Genomic DNA, 16,435 nt, shown 5'->3' with positions numbered 1-16,435 from the left:
GGTGCTCTCTTATTCGATAGGGGTAAGACTTTCTGCGGCTTGGGTGGCTTGTTGGGCTAGTTGGCGGAAGGTGTCGCGGAGCTCGGGAGGCGTGTTGACGACGATGCGGCGGCCGGTGCTGAGGAGCATCGCCGCAAACATCTCTAGGCGGTCGCGGCCGCAGCGTATGCGGGTGCCACCGTTGTGGGGTTCGGAGGCGATACGCCAAGGGGCGAAGTTGCGGTCGGCTTCTTCGAAGGACATGTCGATCCAGACGTCGATCTGATAGTCGGATTGAGCGAAGGGCATGTTCTTCGCAAGGTATCCGCGGGCGTCGAAGCCGGATGGTGGCTCGAAGGTGTTGGGACAGATCTTCAGCTGCGTTGCTCGGTCGAGGCGGAAGGTGCGCATGGCCTTGCGCGCGATGCAGTGGCCGATGAGGTACCAGCGGCCGTCTCCGTGCATGAGGCCGTAGGGTTCGATCTCGCGGGTGGAGATGGTCTTGCTGTGGGCTTCATAGATGAAGCTGAGCCGGTGGCCGGTGCGGATGGCGGAGGCGGCAGCGATCAGGGATTCCACCGAGGTGGGGACGACCCAGGGGCCGGGTTCGATGGCGACGACCTCTTCGATGGCGCGGATGCTCTCGCGAAGGGCTTCGGGAAGGACGCGGCCTAGTTTGGCGAGAGCTCCTTCGGTGGCGGGAGCGAAGGCGGCGAGGCCGATCTGATGCAGGGCGCGGAGTCCGAGGGCCAGGGCGAAGGCTTCTTCGTTGGTGAGGACGAGAGGCGGCAAGCGGAAGCCGGGGCGGAGGCGGTAGGCACCGCCTACCCCGGGCGATGAGTCGATGGGGATGTTGAGGTCCTTGAGGCGGACGATGTAGCGCTGGACGGTGCGCAGGTCTACGTCGAGGCGCTGGGCGAGTTCGGCTCCGCTGACGCGGTCGCGGCCTTGCAGGATCTCGAGGACGGTGAAGACGCGCGTGATGGGGTCGTACATGGGTGTCCTTATGCGGCGGCGGGCGATGCAAAAGCAGATTCTCTTCGGGAATGACAAACAGAGACAAGATCTATTTTGAATGCGATCTGCGACATAGGCTGTCGGGAATGGTTCGTACTCTGACAGTAAGCCAGAACGGCTACGGAGAAGGAACCAATGACAAGCGAAATGACGGTGACGAATGTGATTACAGCGGAAGCCCTGCTCGAGAGTTGGCAGGGCCATAGACGGCTCACGCGGAGGACCATCGAGGCGTTTCCTGACGACAAGTTGTTTGAGTTTTCTGTGGGTGGGATGCGGAGCTTTGGACAGATGGCGCTGGAGATGATCGGTATGGCTGTGCCTACGGTTGAGGGCGTGGCTACTGGTAAGTGGGCCTCGTTTCATGCGGGGAAGCCGGCTTCGAAGAAGGAGCTTTTGGAGCTTTGGGACGCGCAAACGGTGGGGCTCGATGAGAAGTTTCCGACGATTCCAGAGGAGCGGTTTCAGGCGGTAGATAAGGCGTTCGGGCAGTGGGAGATGTCGGGGTTGGCGATCATTCAGTATGCGATCGATAACGAGATCCATCACCGCGGGGAGGGGTATGTGTATCTGCGGGCGCTTGGGATTGAGCCTCCGCATTTTTGGGAGCGGTAGTGGGTGCTGGTGAACGGCCGAAGGTGAAGACGAAATGCGGGGATTCTTCGCCTTCGGCTCACCATGACGGCAGGTCTGAGGGGGCTGGCGAATTGCCGGGTTAGAGCCCATGCTTGCGGAGGATGGTTACCGCGGGCTGAAGCCCGCTGCTACCCCGCTGGGTGTTTCCCACATCTGGCGATGAAACTGCCAGATATGGGGCACCCGGCCAAGACGAAATGCGGGGGTCTCTCCACTGCGCGACGAACGTTGAAACTGTCCGTCGCTTCGGTCGAGATGACGCTTCTGTTGTTCGGTTGAAGTGACGCGTCAGGCAGCGACGACTTCTTTGTCGGCGGGGACTTTGACGGCTTCGCGCTGGCCGGATGAGAGGAGTTTGCGGTGATCGACCATGTTTTGAGCCTGGGCCGCGGGGATCGCCTTTGAGGTGATGAAGCCCTGGATCTCGTCGCAGCCGGCGGCGCGGAGGATCTCAAACTGTTCGGCGGTCTCGACGCCTTCGGCGAGGACCTTGAGCTTGAGGGTGCGGCCCATCTCGATCATGCTCTCGATGAGAGCGCGGCCGGCTTCGGATTGGACGATGTCGCGGACGAAGGAGCGGTCGATCTTGAGGCGTTGAACGGGGAGGTCGCGGAGATAGCTGAGGGAGCTGTATCCGGTGCCGAAGTCGTCGATGGAGAGGTGGACGCCGAGGGCGCGAAGCTGCAGCATGGCTTCGGCGGAACGGCCTCCGTGCTCGACGAGAACGGACTCGGTGAGTTCCAGGTCGAGGAGCTCAGGACGGAGGCCAGAGCGGGCGAGTGTGTCGGTGACAAGCTTGACGAAGTCCGGGCTGGTGAGCTGGACGGGCGAGACGTTCACTGAGATCTTGACGCCGCCGCCCTCAGAAGACTGCCAGCGTGCTGCTTCGTGACATGACTGTTCGAGCACCCATTGGCCGAGCGGAATGATGAGGCCACAACGCTCCGCGACCGGGATGAAGGCGTTAGGGGGAACGACACCGAGGACGGGATCGGTCCAACGCAGCAGGGCCTCGAAGCCGATAAGGGTGCCTTCATTGTTGACGATGGGCTGGTAATGGACGCTGAAGAGGCCGTCATGGACGGCGAGGCGGACCCGGTCTTCGAACTGGAGCTGGCGCATGACTTCGGCGCGCATCTCTTCGTCGAAGAAGAAGTAGTCGTTGCGGCCGCGCTCCTTGACCTTGTAGAGGGCGAGGTCGGCGTGGTGGAAGAGTTCGCTGACGTCGGCGGCTCCGGTGGGGTAGAGGCAGATGCCGATGCTGGCTCCGACGCCAACGACGTGGCTGCCGATGTAGAAGGGCATGTTGACGCTCTCGAGGATGCGTCCGGCGATGGCGGCGGCTTCGGCCTCGTCGGGGCAGTTCTCGAGGATGACGACGAACTCGTCGCCGCCCATGCGGACGAGGGTGTCCTTCTTGCGGATGAGGGGACGGAGGCGTTGGCCGACCTGGATGAGGAGGTCATCGCCGACCTTGTGGCCGAAGCTGTCGTTGACTTCCTTGAAGCGGTCGAGGTCGATGGCGAGGAGAGCGAAGCCGACCCGGCTGGAGGGAGACTCCAGGAGCGAAGTCAGTTCCTGGTGGGCGAGCAGACGGTTGCCCATGCCGGTGAGGGCGTCGTGGTAGGCCTGGTGAATGAGGACCTTCTGCTGGGCGTCGCGGTGAGCTGCTTCGCGGAGGCCGCGGAGGCTTTGGATGCAGGAGGTGATGAGGAAGGCGTCGCAGAAGACGACCCAGAGGACGTGCTCGAGCAGACGCCACTCGCTGGCGATGGCGGAGCCGAAGATGAGCTCGGGGGCGTAGATGCCCATGAGGAGGTGATCGAGGAGGGTGACGACGGTGGCGGTGATGATGATCTGCCAGTCAAGATAGAACGCGAGAAAGGCGAGCGAGCCGAAGACGTGGAAGTGGCTCTCGATGCGGCCGCCGGTGATGTGAATGATGAGGGCGGACATCAGCATCTGGCAGGCGGCGATGGCGTGGCGGGTGGAACGCTTGCCGGGATGCAGATAGGCGAGCAGAACCGGGAGCACGGTGATGAGACCGCCGATGCCGATGGCAGCGATGATGTGGGGATGGAGGGAGGCGGCGTTGCCGTTCCAGGTGCTCGGGCTGATGAAGTAGGCAGCGGCGACAGCGGCGGGCCACTGCAGGCACATGGCGAGCGCGATGAGGCGGTCGGTGCGCTGGCACACCCGATGGTATTCCTGCTGGAATATGATCTGCTCGTCGGTGGAAGGATTGAATTCCGGCGGCGTGATGGAGCTCACTTGGAAGAACCTCCTGAGGTTCGGTTCGAAAGGGCCGCGAGTCCGCAGCCGTATACGGGAGCGTGGGCATCGGGCTGAGAGTTGGCGGCGTTGAGGTTCTGGGCGTTGATGGCTTGTTCGAGCGCGGTGATGCTGCCGTTTTCGCCTTCCATGCCGCGGCCGGCGGTGACTCCGCCAGAGAAGAGGAGACGGCGTGAGCCCTGGGGGTCGGGTGTGGAGTAGAGGAGGACTTCGCCGGAGGTGAGAGCGCCGAGTTTGGCGGCCTGCTCGCCGTTGAGGTCTTCGACGACTTCGGCGTTCAGGGCTTGCTGGGCATCGCGAATGTATGCGGTGTGGCGCCAGTCGAAATCTGAAACGTGGGTTGAGACGGGGGTGGCGGAGCCGGACTGGGACTTCGCTTTATAGAGGAGGAAGGTGACATGGTAGGGCAGCTTCCAGCCGGGAGCGGAGTCTTCGAGCTCCTTGAGGGTGGCGCGGGTACAGCTGCAGAGGGGGTGAATGGCGACGACGAGGAGAGCGGAGCGGCCGTCGTTTTGAGTGAGGCCTTTGGATGCCGAGGTGCTCAGGCGCGTGGGGATGAGGCCGGTTGCGCCGGTGCTCCACTCGAAGGCCATGAGCTTTCGGGTGGCCGGAACCAGGGCGATGAGCCACAGGACGAGGATCACCGGCAGCAGGCGCTGGATTCTGCTCCGGAGGCGAGTTTGGTCGAACATTACCTATCTCCCGCGAAGGCATCTCGCGATCGCTTGAATCGAGGTCAGGCCTGCCGGTGCGGATAGAGAGCTGTGCCCGATGCAACGCGCGCAGCTTGCCTACTCATGTCTCATTCCATCGGCAAACAGATTGATCTTCATGAATATCGCCCCGCCGGGCACGATCGGGAGCATAGGGCTCTTCTTCCCACGGCAGCGGCGCGGTCATGTGACTGACACTACTTTTTCTGCTCACAAGCGCGAGGGCTATACCGCGTAAGTTGCAATTGGAGAAGGAGTTGGGGAGGGTGGCGCTTGGGATTGAAAGGAGCGTTCCTGTGGTACTCCGATCGCCCGATGCGGAAGCGAGCATGGGCGGGAGCAAAGCGGGGATTCTTCCCCTTCGCTGCGCTCAAGGGTCAGAATGACGGCGTCGTGGGGGTTAGGTCTGACGGCGAGTGGAGCGCTCAGAATGACGGCAAGTGGGGAGGGGCGGTATGGGTTAGTGCTTTGCGGCGCGGTACTGCGTGACGTTCGTGGCGTGGTCCTTGAGGGTGGCGGCGAAGCGGCTGTGGCCGTTGGCGTCGGAGACGAAGTAAAGGAAGTCGCTCTTTGCGGGGGAGATGGCGGCGCGGAGGGCGGCTACGCCGGGGCTGCAGATGGGGCCCGGTGGCAGGCCGGGGTGGCGATAGGTGTTGTAGGGGGAGTCGGATTTGAGGTCGGAGGCGTAGATGGTGCCTCGGTAGCGGTTCTCGAGGAGGGCGGCGTAGATCACTGTGGGATCGGTCTGGAGGGGCATGGATTTGGCAAGACGATTCTCGAAGACGCTGGCGACCAAGGGGCGCTCGGAGTCGACGCTGACCTCTTTTTCAATGAGGGAGGCGAGGATGACGATGGTGTTGCTGGCTTTGGGGAGGCCGAGCTGGGTAGTGACCTGGCGGAAGCGGCGAACCATGATGGCGAGCATCTGCTGCGGGGTGGCGTGGCGGGAGAAGTGGTAGGTGTCGGGGAAGAGATAGCCCTCGAGCGAGGTGGCGTGGGGGCTGAGGTCGGCGATGAGCTCAGTGTGCTGGCGGGCGGCGGCGAGGAAGCTGGCTTTGGTGCCGAGGCCGGCGGACTCGACGGCTGCAGCGATGTCGAAGAGGTTGAAGCCTTCGGGGATGGCGACGGTGCGGGTGTAGACGTCGCCCTTGATGAGGCGGGCGTAGACCTCGGCGAGCGGGGCGGGGTGGTCGAAGCGGTACTCGCCGGCCTTGAGGGTGCCGCCTTTCTGGGCGCGCATGAGGTCGAAGGCGTAAGGGCTGCGGATGATGCCGGTCTTCGCTAGTTGCTGGCCGATGGCGGTGCCGGAGGTGCCGGTGGGGATGTCAACGAAGGTCTCGGAGGAGGGGCCGAAGGGGAGATAGAAGAGCCAGGCGAAGGCGGCTGCGGCGAGGAGGGCGAGCAGCAGGAGCGTGGCGAGGGATTTCAAGGGTGGAGGGGCCTCCGTCTCGCTTATTTTAGAACCGCGCGCGGGTACGGATCCGTTATCCCACCTGTCCGCGAGGAACGGATGCGCTGCGAGGATAGACTGGGCGATTTCACCGTGCCAAAAGAAAGTCGTTCAATCTTGTCGACTAGTGCCAAGGGTCACTGGTCTCACCAATAAATTGTAGGCGTTAACGCTTTTATCTCCATCATTTTAGTTGATTTTGCGGATATCTTGTCTTTACTGACGACGCGGACGTCCATCCAGAGCCGTCCTCCGCCACTGCGCACCGAGTAGTCTCCGCAGACGTCGTAAGCCAAACGATCTACCGGCTTTCTGGGTTGAAAAAAGATATCGATATCACAGAACCACCCTCTGGATGAAAGGCGAAGTCATGACTCTTAGCAAAAAGCTTTACGCCGCCTTTGGCGCTGCGCTTGTATTCACATTGATTTTGGGAGTTACTGCCTAGGTTTCGATCACACGTATCGGCGACAACGTCAAGGTGAGCGCGGTTAGCACCCGCAAGCTTGAGATCGCGGGCGAACTGGGGATCCTTGCAAGCGAGATGCTCTCCTCCGAGCGCGGCATCATCGTCCGCACGCTTCTCAAAGATGCCGCCAAGGTCGACCAGTACCACGCCGATTTCCTTAGGGATGCAAACCGCCGCCAGGACCTCTTGAAAGCGGAGAGGGAGCTGGCAACGAGTGACAAAGAAAAGCAGACTATCGAAGCGCTGATCGGGCGGTATGGGGAGAGAATCGAGGCGCACAACAAGCTCTACGCGCTGGCGCGGTCGGGAGATGGAGCGGCGGCCGCGGCCCTGCAGGGCGGCACGCTGCTCCCGATGTCGACGGCGGCCCAGGCGTCGGTCAGCGTTTTACGGAAGGTCGCAACAGACCAGGTAGAGGCGAGCGCTGCCGCAAGTGCTTCTACCGTGACGTTCAGCATCTGGCTGGTGGGCATCATGGTCCTTTTGTCGCTTGCCCTGGGCGCAGTGGTCATCTACATCGTGCGCGACATCAATGACGCCCTGACGCGAACGGTGATCGAACTTTCGGAGGGTGCGGAGCAGATCGCCTCGGCATCGTCGCAGGTGTCGTCGTCAAGCCAATCCCTGGCGCAGGGGGCCTCGCAGCAGGCTGCAAGCCTCGAAGAGACGTCTGCCTCCGCTGAGGAGATCAATTCGATGGCGCAGAAGAACAATGAGAATGCAGGTGCGATGGCCACGCTGGTAGGCGAGTCCAAGGTTGAGTTCGTCAACACAAATCGCGAGCTGAACGAAATGATGGCTGCCATGGACGGGATCAACGATTCGAGCGGCAAGATCGCGAAGATCATCAAGATCATCGACGAGATCGCCTTCCAGACCAATATCCTGGCTTTGAATGCGGCGGTTGAGGCGGCCCGCGCAGGTGAAGCGGGTATGGGTTTCGCGGTGGTTGCCGATGAGGTGCGCAGCCTCGCACAACGCAGCGCGCAGGCGGCCAAGGACACTGCGAGCCTGATTGAGGACTCCGTCGTGAAATCGCAGGCTGGTAAGGAGAAGCTGGTTGGAGTGGTCACCTCCATCCATCGTATTTCGGGAGAATTTACCAGCCTGAGCACGCTCGTCGATGAAGTGAGCCATGGAAGCCAGGAGCAATCCGCCGGTATCGGACAGATTGGCAGGGCGCTCTCTCAAATGGAGAACGTGACCCAGACTACGGCCGCGAGCGCGGAAGAGGGCGCGGCCGCGGCGGAGGAGTTGAACGCGCAGTCGGAGTCCATGAAGGAGCTGACATCACGCCTGAATGAGATGATCGGCGCTACGCTGGGCTCGAGCCTATCGTCTCGACCGAGCCGCATCGCCGCGAATGTAAAGTCAGCGCGGCGCATTCCTGCACCCTTCGCGGGTAAGGTTCGCCCGTTCAGGTCGAAGGCGGCGGGCTCGGCCGAAGCCAGCTTCCCGATGGAGGACAACTTCAGCAGTTTCTAGGAGCTGGTTGAAGAAGGCCGAAATCGGCTTCCAGGCCAGTGGACCGTTAGCGAGCTTCTACGGCGTATCTCAATCACCCGAGAGCGGAACGGAGCATTTCGCTACGATTTCTGAGTCTGTGGCGGAAAGGTTCGAATGGTCGTGGCGGGCGAGCGGGGATGCAGGTTCTTTGACTGCGTCTCTTGCGATGAGGCCCAAGAGTCTTCGTTCAGGATGGCGATTTGGGGTGCGTGGGTAACGGAGGGGAGTCGATCTTTGGCGGCGCTAGTTCTCGGGGCTGCGGGAGTTGGGGAAGAATAGGGAGATAGCGGTGCCGTGGTGGTTGGGGTGGGTGCTCCTTTTGATCGAGATTCGTCCCTTGAGCTTGGCGACCAGCTTCTGAACGACCTACATGCCGAGGCCGGTGTCGGCGAGGGTGATGCGGACGCCGGGGGTTGCTGGATTTGTCCAGTCGAAGGATTCACGGACGCGGATGGTCGCTTTGCGCCTTTGGCTGCTCGCTTCCGCGGCGTTGTTGAGGATGTTGGTGAGGATCTGTTGCAGCTCGCCGAGGGAGCACCAGAGCTCGCAGTTCTCGGAGAGGTCGGTGACGGGGTCGACGGCGGCGATGCTGAGTTTGGGAGCGAGCAGGCGGAGGGTGGAGACGATGACTTCGCCGACCTTCACCATGCGCGGAGGCGCGGGCCGGACGAACTTGAGGGTCTGGTGGCTGATCTCGGAGACGCGTTGTAGTTGTTCGATGGCGTCGTCGAGGAACTGGGCATGCTCGTCTTCGGCGGCGACGCTTCGCGCGAGGTAGATGAGGTTGTAGGCCGCCTCGAGGGGATTATTGATCTCGTGGGCGACGGCGGCGCTTATGCGGCCAGCGATGGCGAGCTTGCGGCGGGTGATCGCCGCAGTAGCCGCTCATGGCGACGGGATGGCCTTCGGGGTCGCGCTGCACCCTGGCCTGGAGGAGGGTTCAACGAAGTTCGCCGTCGGGATGGACGATGCGGTAGTCGGTTTTGACGGTATCGGTCTTTTCGACGGCGCGTTTGATGTCGGCTTCGACGCGGTCCTGGTCGTCGGGATGAAGCTGGCTGCGCCAGACTTCGTAGCTTGCGGTGCCGTTCGGCTCGAGGCCGTGCATGCGATAGAAGCCGGTGGACCATCGCGATTTGTTGGTGGCGACGTCCCACTCGAAGAGGCCAACGTTGGTGCCATCGAGATGGAGATGGAGGCGAGCCTCGTTTTCCAGCAAGAGCTCTCGCGTGAGGTGATCTTCGGCCGGGTTCGGGGCGTTCATCTGGGGCGCTCCGGGGATAGTTTACGAGGAGAGCTGGAGTTAGGAAAGCCGACGGTTTGCTGTGGCGATTCACACGTCAGGACTGCCGGGGTTGTGACGGTCAGGGGCGTTCTGGAGGGTTCCACCTCGCGCTAGAATGGGCGGGAAAGATCGGGCTCAGCCGCAAATTCTGCGTTGGGGGGTCTTATGGTTCGGAGCGTCCTGTCGATCCTTGCTGGAATCGTTGTGCTGACGGTGGCGTCGTTCGCGATGGAGGCGGCACTGAACCCGCTGCTGCTTTGGGGGTTCCCGCAAGCGCTGCCGAACGCCGACGCGCTGCGGACGAACCTGTGGGCCAGGACGCTGATGTTTGCCTATGGCTTTGTCTGCGTGGCCGCGGGAGGGTATGTCGCGGCGCGGATTGCAAGGCGATCGCCGATGCGACATGCGGCGGTGCTGGGAGTGTTGCAGGCGGGTCTTACGGTTGCGGCGATGTTCTCGCCGGAGGGAAGCCATGCTTCGAAGGCGCAGTGGATACTGACTGCGGTGTTGAGCGTACCGGCGGCGTTGGCGGGCGGGGCTCTGGTGAAAGACAGGATCAGAGAAGGGGCGTGACGGTATGGGCGAGGCAGAGATGCGGGCGGCGCTGGATGCGCATTGGCGCGCGTCGGCGGACGGGGATTTAGAGGCGGAGCACGCGATCTATGCCGACGATGCGATCTGCGACTATCCGCAGTCGGGCGAGCGGATCTACGGGCGAAGGAATCTGCAAACGCTGCGGGGACATCATCCGGGGCGACCGTCGGGATTTGAGGTCAGGCGGATCGTGGGACGAGGGGAGCTTTGGGTCACGGAGTACACGATCGTCTACCAGGGCAAGCCGGCCTACACGGTCAGCATCATGGAGTTTCGCAACGGCAAGGTGATGCATGAGACACAGTATTTTGCGGAGCCGTTTGAGGCTCCCGGATGGCGGAGTGAGTGGGTGGGGAAGATGGGGTGAGTGGCATCCCATCGCCGGGCCAGCGCGTGGTCTCCGCTCGATCAGCGAGCGGCAGTTTCGAGCAACGCTGAGTCCGATACAGCGGAGCCAGTCTTCTCCCACAGGTAGATCTCGTGGCCGTCGGGATCTTCGAAGTTCGCAAAGTTGCCGGGCTCGGTCCGGGCCACGCTGCCTTTGATCTGCACTCCGTGATTTGTGAGCTGCCTGATGGCGACCTCTATCGGTTGATCGACGTCGAGACCCAGGATGATGGCTCCTTTGGTCCCGGGCGCCGGGTACTTGGTGGATGCGGGGTGGATGCCGATGGTGAGGCCTTCACCTGCGTTTACTGTTGCCCAGTCGTTGCCAAAACGGTTGGTGAGTCGAAGCCCCAGGACTTCGGTGTAGAAGCGAATGGATCTATCCATGTCCGCTACGATGATGGTTGCATTCCCGCCTGAAATCATGGCTCAATATCCTCCATAGAAATATTGCTCTTGCCAGGATGTTTTTGAGAAGAGCCGGTTAGCAGGTCCACTTTATGAGAGCGAGCGCAATCTGGCCTGAGATCAAGCTGGATCGTGAGGCGGGGGCTTCGACCTTACGCCACCAGATCGGGCAGCAACTCAGCCGGGCCATCCGCGACGGCAGGCTGGCTTATGGGGTTCGCTTGCCTTCATCCCGCCTGATGGCCAGAGTGCTCACGGTGTCGCGTGGAACCGTGGTGGAGGCTTATGAAGGCTTGCTGGAGCTGGGGTTGATTGTTGCCGTTCCGGGAAGCGGGATGCGCGTCGTCCACCCTTCGCCCCGAGTGCCGGATCTGGGCAATCTGAAGCGAGCTGCGGCTGCGGCGCACTATCCGGCCCGGGTCTGTGTCTTCGATGACCTGGACGGCACACCGCTCTACCTGAATGTGCTGCGCTAGGGCCGGCAGTGGCTCTGGTCGCGAGGATGTTGCTGATTCGGCGGGTGGCTGGATTTTAGAGAGCGGGTGTGGCGAGTTCGCGGGCTGCCGGGAGTGAGCCGAAGGCTTCGGCGCGGTCTTTGCCGGAGCGTTTGGCGATGTACATGGCTTCGTCGGCGTGGGAGAGGAGCTGCTCCCAGGAAGCGCAATCGCTGGTTGCGCTGGCGACGCCAAGGCTGGCAGTGAGCGGCAAGGGGCCGTGCTCGACGTTCTGGAGTGCGCGGCGGAAGCGTGCGGCGAAGTCGACGGCGCCGTGGAGGTCGGTGTGTGGCAGAAGGACACCGAACTCCTCGCCTCCCATGCGGGCGGCGAGATCGCTTACGCGGAGGCAGGCTTTCAGCACCTGCCCGATGAGGACCAGGGCTTCGTCTCCGGCGGCGTGGCCGTGGCGGTCGTTTCTCTGCTTGAAGTTGTCGATGTCCATGAGGAGGATGGAGAAGGGGCTGCGATGACGCTTCCAGTGGGCGAACTCTGCCTCGGCGCGGGAGCTGAAGACGCGCCGGGTGGAGACGCCGGTGAGGAAGTCGGTGGCAGCGATGAGCTCGAGCTCGGCCTGCTTCTGGATGAGGGCCTTTTGCTTCAGGCGGAGGTCGATGCGTGCCTGGACCTGCTCGCTGAGGATGCGGAGAGCTTCTTTCTGATCGGTGGTGAGCTGGCGGGGAACGGTGTCGATGACGCAGAGGGTACCGATGGCCGCGCCGCATGGGGCGTGGATGGGGATGCCAGCGTAGAAGCGGAAGTGCGGGGTGCCGGTGACGAGAGCGTTCCCGGAGAAGCGATGGTCGGCGGTGGCGTCCTCCACAAGGAAGAGGCCAGTCTGCTCGATGGCGTGGGAGCAGAAGGAGACGTTGCGGTGGGTCTCACGGTCGGTGAGGCCGATGGCGGCCTTGAACCACTGGCGGTCTTTGTCGATCAGCGTGACGGTGCTGATGGGAGTTCCGCAGATGGCGGACGCGAGGCAGACGAGGTCGTCGAACTCTTTTTCTTCGGCGGTGTCGAGCAGGTCGAGCTCGAAGAGAGCTGCAAGGCGATCTTGTTCGGTCATGCGTCGTACGTCCTTGCGGTGTGGCGATGGGGCGGCGAGAGTTATAGGGCTTCCTTTGTTGATATCTGCAGGATATCAAGCGGTGACAGGGGACTTTATACGGCTTTTGTGCAAGGAGGATGATGCTTTGGGTGCGGCGGTGGACGCGTTATGCAGAGCCGCGGTTACCCAGCTTCGTACGTCTCACCCATCCTCGCAACAACGCGAGGATGGATGGGGCTAAAGCCCGGATTGCCGAGAAGTCGCTTGCGGCACGGCAGAAGCCGTGCCCTTAAGCAGGACCGGGCTTTGTAGCGACATACACGGACGGCTGATTTCCGCCGCATTCTTAACCCTTCATGCTCTTGGCAATCCGCTCGATCGCGTGGTGCGCGGACAATACGGCGCCCTCCTGCCATCCCACCAGGTGCGAGAGGTGATCTCCTGCAAAGTAGGTTCGGCCCTCCGGCGTTTCCAGCTGGGCGTAAGCCGAATTGCTCGACTGCAGATGATTGTTCGCGAAGCACCCGATCGAGTACGGGATGTTGCTCCACTGGATGTACATCGGCTTGGTCAGGAGGTGTCCCTTGCCGGGATGCAGTGTTTCTACGGCGGTGCGCGATGCAGCAAACTTCGCTTCCATCGTTGGGAGTGCGCCGAACGCGGTGGGCTTGAACGTGTTTGTTCCGCCCATGCCGAGGCCGCCTACGTCCTCCCGCTCGGAGTTGAAGCCGGCGACGACGACGCCTGTGGGCGAAAACATCTTCGCGCTTGGATACCAGACGAGATCGACCGTGTCCTTGAGGAACGAGATGCCGCCGTAGATGCGGTTTTCTGTCTCCCAGAAACGCGGCGACTCCCAGGCGATCTTGTAGAGCGCTGTCATTGGCATGCCGGAGAAGGCCTGTTGCGTTGCTGCTGAGAAGTTGTTCTTCGTCTTCGCCAGCACCGGGATCGGCATGGTGCAGATGCAGAAGTCGCCGCTTATGGTCTTCGTTGTTCCGCCTTGCGTGTAGGCGACGGCGACGCCACTTGCGGAGGTCTTGATCTCGGTTACCGGCGAGTTGTACTGGATCATCTCCGGCGGCAGGGCTTTGGCGAATCCATAGGGGATGCGGTCCATGCCGCCTACCGGCTGGAACATCGTCGCCTGCCAGTCAATCTGCTCCTCATAGAACTCGCCCTTGGAGAAGTCGGCGGCCAGCAGATCCGCGAGCGGCAAGGGCTGGTTGAGGGTCGACTTGTGCGGGCCTGCGCCACGGTTGCTTACAAAGCCCGCGCGGCTTGTGCCCGTGTACTTGCCATCATCGAGATCGCCAAAGCCCGCCAGGAACTCCAGCATCTGCGATTGCTCGGCGGCGGTGAGGTCTTCATCGAGCGCATGTTTGTTCACGGCCTTTGAGAGCAGCTCCGCGATGTAGCCGCGCGTGTCATGCACGACCTGCCGCTCCAGCACGGGCTTGCCGCCGTTGATCTTCGGCGACTGCATGAGCGCGGAGCGGGAGAAGTTCACCTCGACCTCGAGCGGCACGCCCAGCTTTGTGCAGTAGTCGAGCAGATGGGTGTGGATCGAAGGAATGCGCGCTGGTCCTGCATTGAGGTAGCCGCCATCGCTCCATGAACAGGATTGTTTCGTGCCATCGATGAACTCGACGGTCGATCCCTCGCGCACCGTCCACGATCTTCCCCCTGGGCGGTCCCGGGCCTCGAGGATGGTGCATTCGAAGCCAGCCTTCGTGAGCTCCAGCGCCGAGGTGAGTCCGGCGATGCCTGCTCCCAGGATGACCACCTTCTTGCCCTTGCCGAAGTCCGCCGCGAGCTCAGGCAGCGGCGAAGCGCCTGAAGCCGGAGTAAGTCCAAGCGCGTGCATGGCCGAGAATGCGGCGGAGTAGCCGCCGATCTGCGCTACGCGCTGAAGAAAGACACGTCGGGTAAGGCTCATAAGGATGGGCTCCGCAATGCGCGTATCTAGGATTTTTGGAAAAGCCAGAGACAGAACGAAAACCGGACCGCAGCGGCTAAAGTCGGATTGGAAATAGACCGTTTACCGCACGGCTAAAGCCGTGCCCTTAAGCAAAACCGAGTATTTCAACAGGCTTCCAAGTTGTGGGTGAACAAGCTTAGTGTCCCGTTAACCACCCATTCACGCAAGCCTTTTACGGCTGTGCGTAGTATCCCCAGCGCGTTCGCGCGACAGCTCCTGGTTTCGCCACCTTCACCTCGAGCCGGTGGTACTCATCGGGAGCTTCTGCCGGCTTCGGCTCGAACGAGATCTCGTAGAAGCTCCTGGTGTCGTCGACCGCCTTTTCGATCAGGCCCGCGACATCGCCGCTGGCTCCGAGCACGAGGCCTCCGCTCTGGGTCGCGAGTACCTGCAGCGACAGCTCTCCCGGGGTGGCCTGGCTCGGCTTCGCCGCGGGCTTCAGGTACTGCTGATAGGACTGCGACTGAAAGACACTCTCCGAGCTACCCAGCGGATCGATGCAGTAGAGCGTGACCCTCGCCTGCCGAAGCATCTCCGAGATCGACGCGATCTGGTGATAGAGCTCCTGCTGCTGCCTGTCGCTGAGGTACATCGCAGGGCCGGAGAAGACCGGCCATCCGGGCGAGACCCATAGCAGCAGCTTGCGCCCCGGCCTCTGCCGCATCTGCGCGACCAGACCGCTCAGGGCACGCAGCGACAGCTCCACGCGTTCCTCGCCACCATGAAAGCCCGGCAGCATGTGGTTCGCGCGGACGGACGGCAGATACCTGTCCAGGGCCTCCTTCAAGCCCTTGCCGTCTGTCGAAGGCTCCGGCTGTATGTGGATGCCCTTCTCGGTCAGCACTCCCATCGTGGTCGGATAGGTCATCTTCCCATCACGCGCAAGCAGAAACTTGTCCAGCTCCGGGCGCTCCCTCGACATGGTGATCTCCTGCGAGTTCATCACGTCGATCAGGAGTACGACCTCGGTGGGCGCGACGGTGCCATCGATCGCGGAGAACGTCGTGATCGCCTGCGGAGCCTTGTTGTTGAGAAGAGAAAAGTCCGGCTGCTGTAGGCCGGTCACGGGCTCGCCATGCGCCAAGGTGACTTCAACATTGAGATACATCCGTGCCGGAGGTACCGGCGAAGGGGCTACGCCCGCCTGCCCGAATCCCGACACGGCATAGAGAAGCACCGCCACCACCCGAACGCGTGACACGAACCCAGACATGATCGCTCCCATTGCTCTGCAAGGTCGTTGAGAATGTTTTCGATCATACCTAACTCTCTTGGTCCTTACTTCACTGCTGCCTGCCAGCAGAACTGGAACCCGATCACCATCAGCCAGAGCGACAGAGCAAAGCGCAACTTGCGGTTCGGGATCTTCGGCGCCGCTCCGCTGCCAACGATGCCGCCGACCACTCCGCCAATCGCCATCTTGAGGAGCAACGCTCCGGCATACTGGCCACCGAAGAGATGCACGCCGGTTCCGACCAGAGCGATGCACAGCCCGAAGGCTAGATCGGTTCCGACTACCTGGGCCGCGGTGAGCGAGGTGAGGCTAAGCAGCGCTACCGTTCCCAGCGCTCCCGCGCCTGAGGACGAGAAGCCAACCTCCGCGCCTATGGGGAACATGATGGCTGCGATGGTCTTCTTTCTTACGGGCTCCTCAACGCTTCCTGGCTCCGCGGGCCGGGTAATCGCCGCCGGCTTGAAGTGCCGGAAGAGATGCCATCCCGAGGTGAACATGATGATCAGGCCGAGCGCGAAGTACAGCGCTGCCTTCGGGCCATGCTGCGCCACATGCTTGAAGAAGATCGACCCGAGGATCACTCCGGGCAGACCGCCCAGCAGCATCACGCCGAGCACGCGGTAGTTGACCTGTCGCCGAGCCACCTGTACCGGCACGACGATGAGTTTCACGATCGCCGAGTAAGCCAGTGCGGTGCTCACTGCGATCTCCACGGGCACATGCAGAAACAGGATGAGCATCGGAGCGGTGATGACGCCCGCGCCTACCCCGCTCAAAGCAATTACTACCGCGATACCGAAACCGATCAGGTAATCCATACGCCACTCTTTCAGTTACAAATTGCAACCCGCTCAAAAAGACACAGGAGCTCCACGCTCTAAGCTGAAGGGCCAAAAAGCAGATTCCCTTCGGGAATGACAAACCAAGTGGAACAAGCAAATA

The 16,435-nt window shown here is 61.9% G+C and carries 16 protein-coding genes and 1 pseudogene; 5 read left to right on the top strand and 12 right to left on the bottom strand.

The annotated features are described in order from the left end of the window. Nucleotides 1–9 precede the first annotated feature (9 nt). Nucleotides 10–975 carry a helix-turn-helix transcriptional regulator gene (locus OHL18_RS03700; protein WP_263373479.1) on the bottom strand — a complete coding sequence of 322 codons (966 nt, stop codon included), beginning with the start codon at nucleotides 973–975 and terminating at the stop codon, nucleotides 10–12. Between the two features lie 156 nt (nucleotides 976–1,131). Between OHL18_RS03700 and OHL18_RS03695 the strand changes: the two genes are divergently transcribed. Further along, the gene (locus OHL18_RS03695) at nucleotides 1,132–1,611 is read left to right on the top strand and encodes a DinB family protein (RefSeq protein ID WP_263373478.1); all 480 of its coding nucleotides are present in this window, start codon (nucleotides 1,132–1,134) and stop codon (nucleotides 1,609–1,611) included. Between the two features lie 309 nt (nucleotides 1,612–1,920). Here the strand turns inward: OHL18_RS03695 and OHL18_RS03690 are convergent, their stop codons facing one another. From OHL18_RS03690 to mltG, 3 genes are all read right to left on the bottom strand, one after another. Continuing rightward, nucleotides 1,921–3,903: a putative bifunctional diguanylate cyclase/phosphodiesterase gene (locus OHL18_RS03690; protein ID WP_263373477.1), complete on the bottom strand. Its 1,983-nt coding sequence runs from the start codon at nucleotides 3,901–3,903 to the stop codon at nucleotides 1,921–1,923. Beyond that, nucleotides 3,900–4,616 carry a hypothetical protein gene (locus OHL18_RS03685; RefSeq protein WP_263373476.1) on the bottom strand — a complete coding sequence of 239 codons (717 nt, stop codon included), beginning with the start codon at nucleotides 4,614–4,616 and terminating at the stop codon, nucleotides 3,900–3,902. The genes OHL18_RS03690 and OHL18_RS03685 overlap by 4 nt, the downstream gene beginning before the upstream one ends. 481 nt (nucleotides 4,617–5,097) lie before the next feature. Beyond that, complete coding sequence (gene mltG / locus OHL18_RS03680; RefSeq protein WP_263373475.1) at nucleotides 5,098–6,066, bottom strand: endolytic transglycosylase MltG; 969 nt, start codon at nucleotides 6,064–6,066, stop codon at nucleotides 5,098–5,100. A 502-nt stretch (nucleotides 6,067–6,568) separates the two neighbouring features. Between mltG and OHL18_RS03675 the strand changes: the two genes are divergently transcribed. Continuing rightward, complete coding sequence (locus OHL18_RS03675) at nucleotides 6,569–8,041, top strand: methyl-accepting chemotaxis protein (protein WP_263373474.1); 1,473 nt, start codon at nucleotides 6,569–6,571, stop codon at nucleotides 8,039–8,041. Between the two features lie 387 nt (nucleotides 8,042–8,428). Here OHL18_RS03675 and OHL18_RS03670 read toward each other — a convergent pair whose 3' ends face one another. From OHL18_RS03670 to OHL18_RS03665, 3 genes and pseudogenes are all read right to left on the bottom strand, one after another. Further along, entirely contained in the window at nucleotides 8,429–8,710 is a 282-nt protein-coding gene (locus OHL18_RS03670) for a sensor histidine kinase (RefSeq protein WP_263373473.1), read from the bottom strand. A 27-nt stretch (nucleotides 8,711–8,737) separates the two neighbouring features. Continuing rightward, nucleotides 8,738–8,899, bottom strand: a pseudogene (locus OHL18_RS23205) (histidine kinase dimerization/phospho-acceptor domain-containing protein); the annotation flags it as partial. 103 nt (nucleotides 8,900–9,002) lie between these two features. After that, nucleotides 9,003–9,326, bottom strand: coding sequence for a PAS domain-containing protein (locus tag OHL18_RS03665; protein WP_263373472.1), 324 nt, complete (start codon nucleotides 9,324–9,326; stop codon nucleotides 9,003–9,005). A gap of 186 nt (nucleotides 9,327–9,512) precedes the next feature. On the opposite strand from OHL18_RS03665, the gene OHL18_RS03660 reads away from it, so the two are divergent. Beyond that, on the top strand, nucleotides 9,513–9,920 hold the full coding sequence (locus OHL18_RS03660) for a hypothetical protein (protein ID WP_263373471.1): 408 nt from the start codon (nucleotides 9,513–9,515) through the stop codon (nucleotides 9,918–9,920). A gap of 4 nt (nucleotides 9,921–9,924) precedes the next feature. Next, entirely contained in the window at nucleotides 9,925–10,308 is a 384-nt protein-coding gene (locus OHL18_RS03655) for a nuclear transport factor 2 family protein (RefSeq protein ID WP_263373470.1), read from the top strand. A gap of 41 nt (nucleotides 10,309–10,349) precedes the next feature. Here OHL18_RS03655 and OHL18_RS03650 read toward each other — a convergent pair whose 3' ends face one another. Further along, nucleotides 10,350–10,754, bottom strand: coding sequence for a VOC family protein (locus OHL18_RS03650; protein ID WP_263373469.1), 405 nt, complete (start codon nucleotides 10,752–10,754; stop codon nucleotides 10,350–10,352). 74 nt (nucleotides 10,755–10,828) lie between these two features. Here OHL18_RS03650 and OHL18_RS03645 point away from each other — a divergent pair, with 74 nt between their 5' ends. Then, nucleotides 10,829–11,212: a winged helix-turn-helix domain-containing protein gene (locus OHL18_RS03645; protein ID WP_263373468.1), complete on the top strand. Its 384-nt coding sequence runs from the start codon at nucleotides 10,829–10,831 to the stop codon at nucleotides 11,210–11,212. 55 nt (nucleotides 11,213–11,267) lie between these two features. Here the strand turns inward: OHL18_RS03645 and OHL18_RS03640 are convergent, their stop codons facing one another. The 4 genes from OHL18_RS03640 to OHL18_RS03625 form a co-directional block, all read right to left on the bottom strand. Then, complete coding sequence (locus OHL18_RS03640) at nucleotides 11,268–12,296, bottom strand: sensor domain-containing diguanylate cyclase (RefSeq protein ID WP_263373467.1); 1,029 nt, start codon at nucleotides 12,294–12,296, stop codon at nucleotides 11,268–11,270. 328 nt (nucleotides 12,297–12,624) lie between these two features. Then, nucleotides 12,625–14,217, bottom strand: coding sequence for a flavin monoamine oxidase family protein (locus tag OHL18_RS03635; protein WP_263373466.1), 1,593 nt, complete (start codon nucleotides 14,215–14,217; stop codon nucleotides 12,625–12,627). Between the two features lie 214 nt (nucleotides 14,218–14,431). Then, nucleotides 14,432–15,472 (bottom strand): VWA domain-containing protein, encoded by a 1,041-nt coding sequence (locus OHL18_RS03630; protein WP_263373465.1) that lies wholly within the window; start codon nucleotides 15,470–15,472, stop codon nucleotides 14,432–14,434. A 65-nt stretch (nucleotides 15,473–15,537) separates the two neighbouring features. Continuing rightward, entirely contained in the window at nucleotides 15,538–16,311 is a 774-nt protein-coding gene (locus OHL18_RS03625) for a sulfite exporter TauE/SafE family protein (RefSeq protein WP_263373464.1), read from the bottom strand. Nucleotides 16,312–16,435: the final 124 nt, after the last annotated feature.

The sequence above is a fragment of the Granulicella aggregans genome, assembly GCF_025685565.1.
Taxonomy (GTDB): domain Bacteria; phylum Acidobacteriota; class Terriglobia; order Terriglobales; family Acidobacteriaceae; genus Edaphobacter; species Edaphobacter aggregans_B.
The sequence above is the reverse complement of the archived record's forward strand: the minus strand, read 5'-3'. Positions and strand labels throughout refer to the sequence as shown.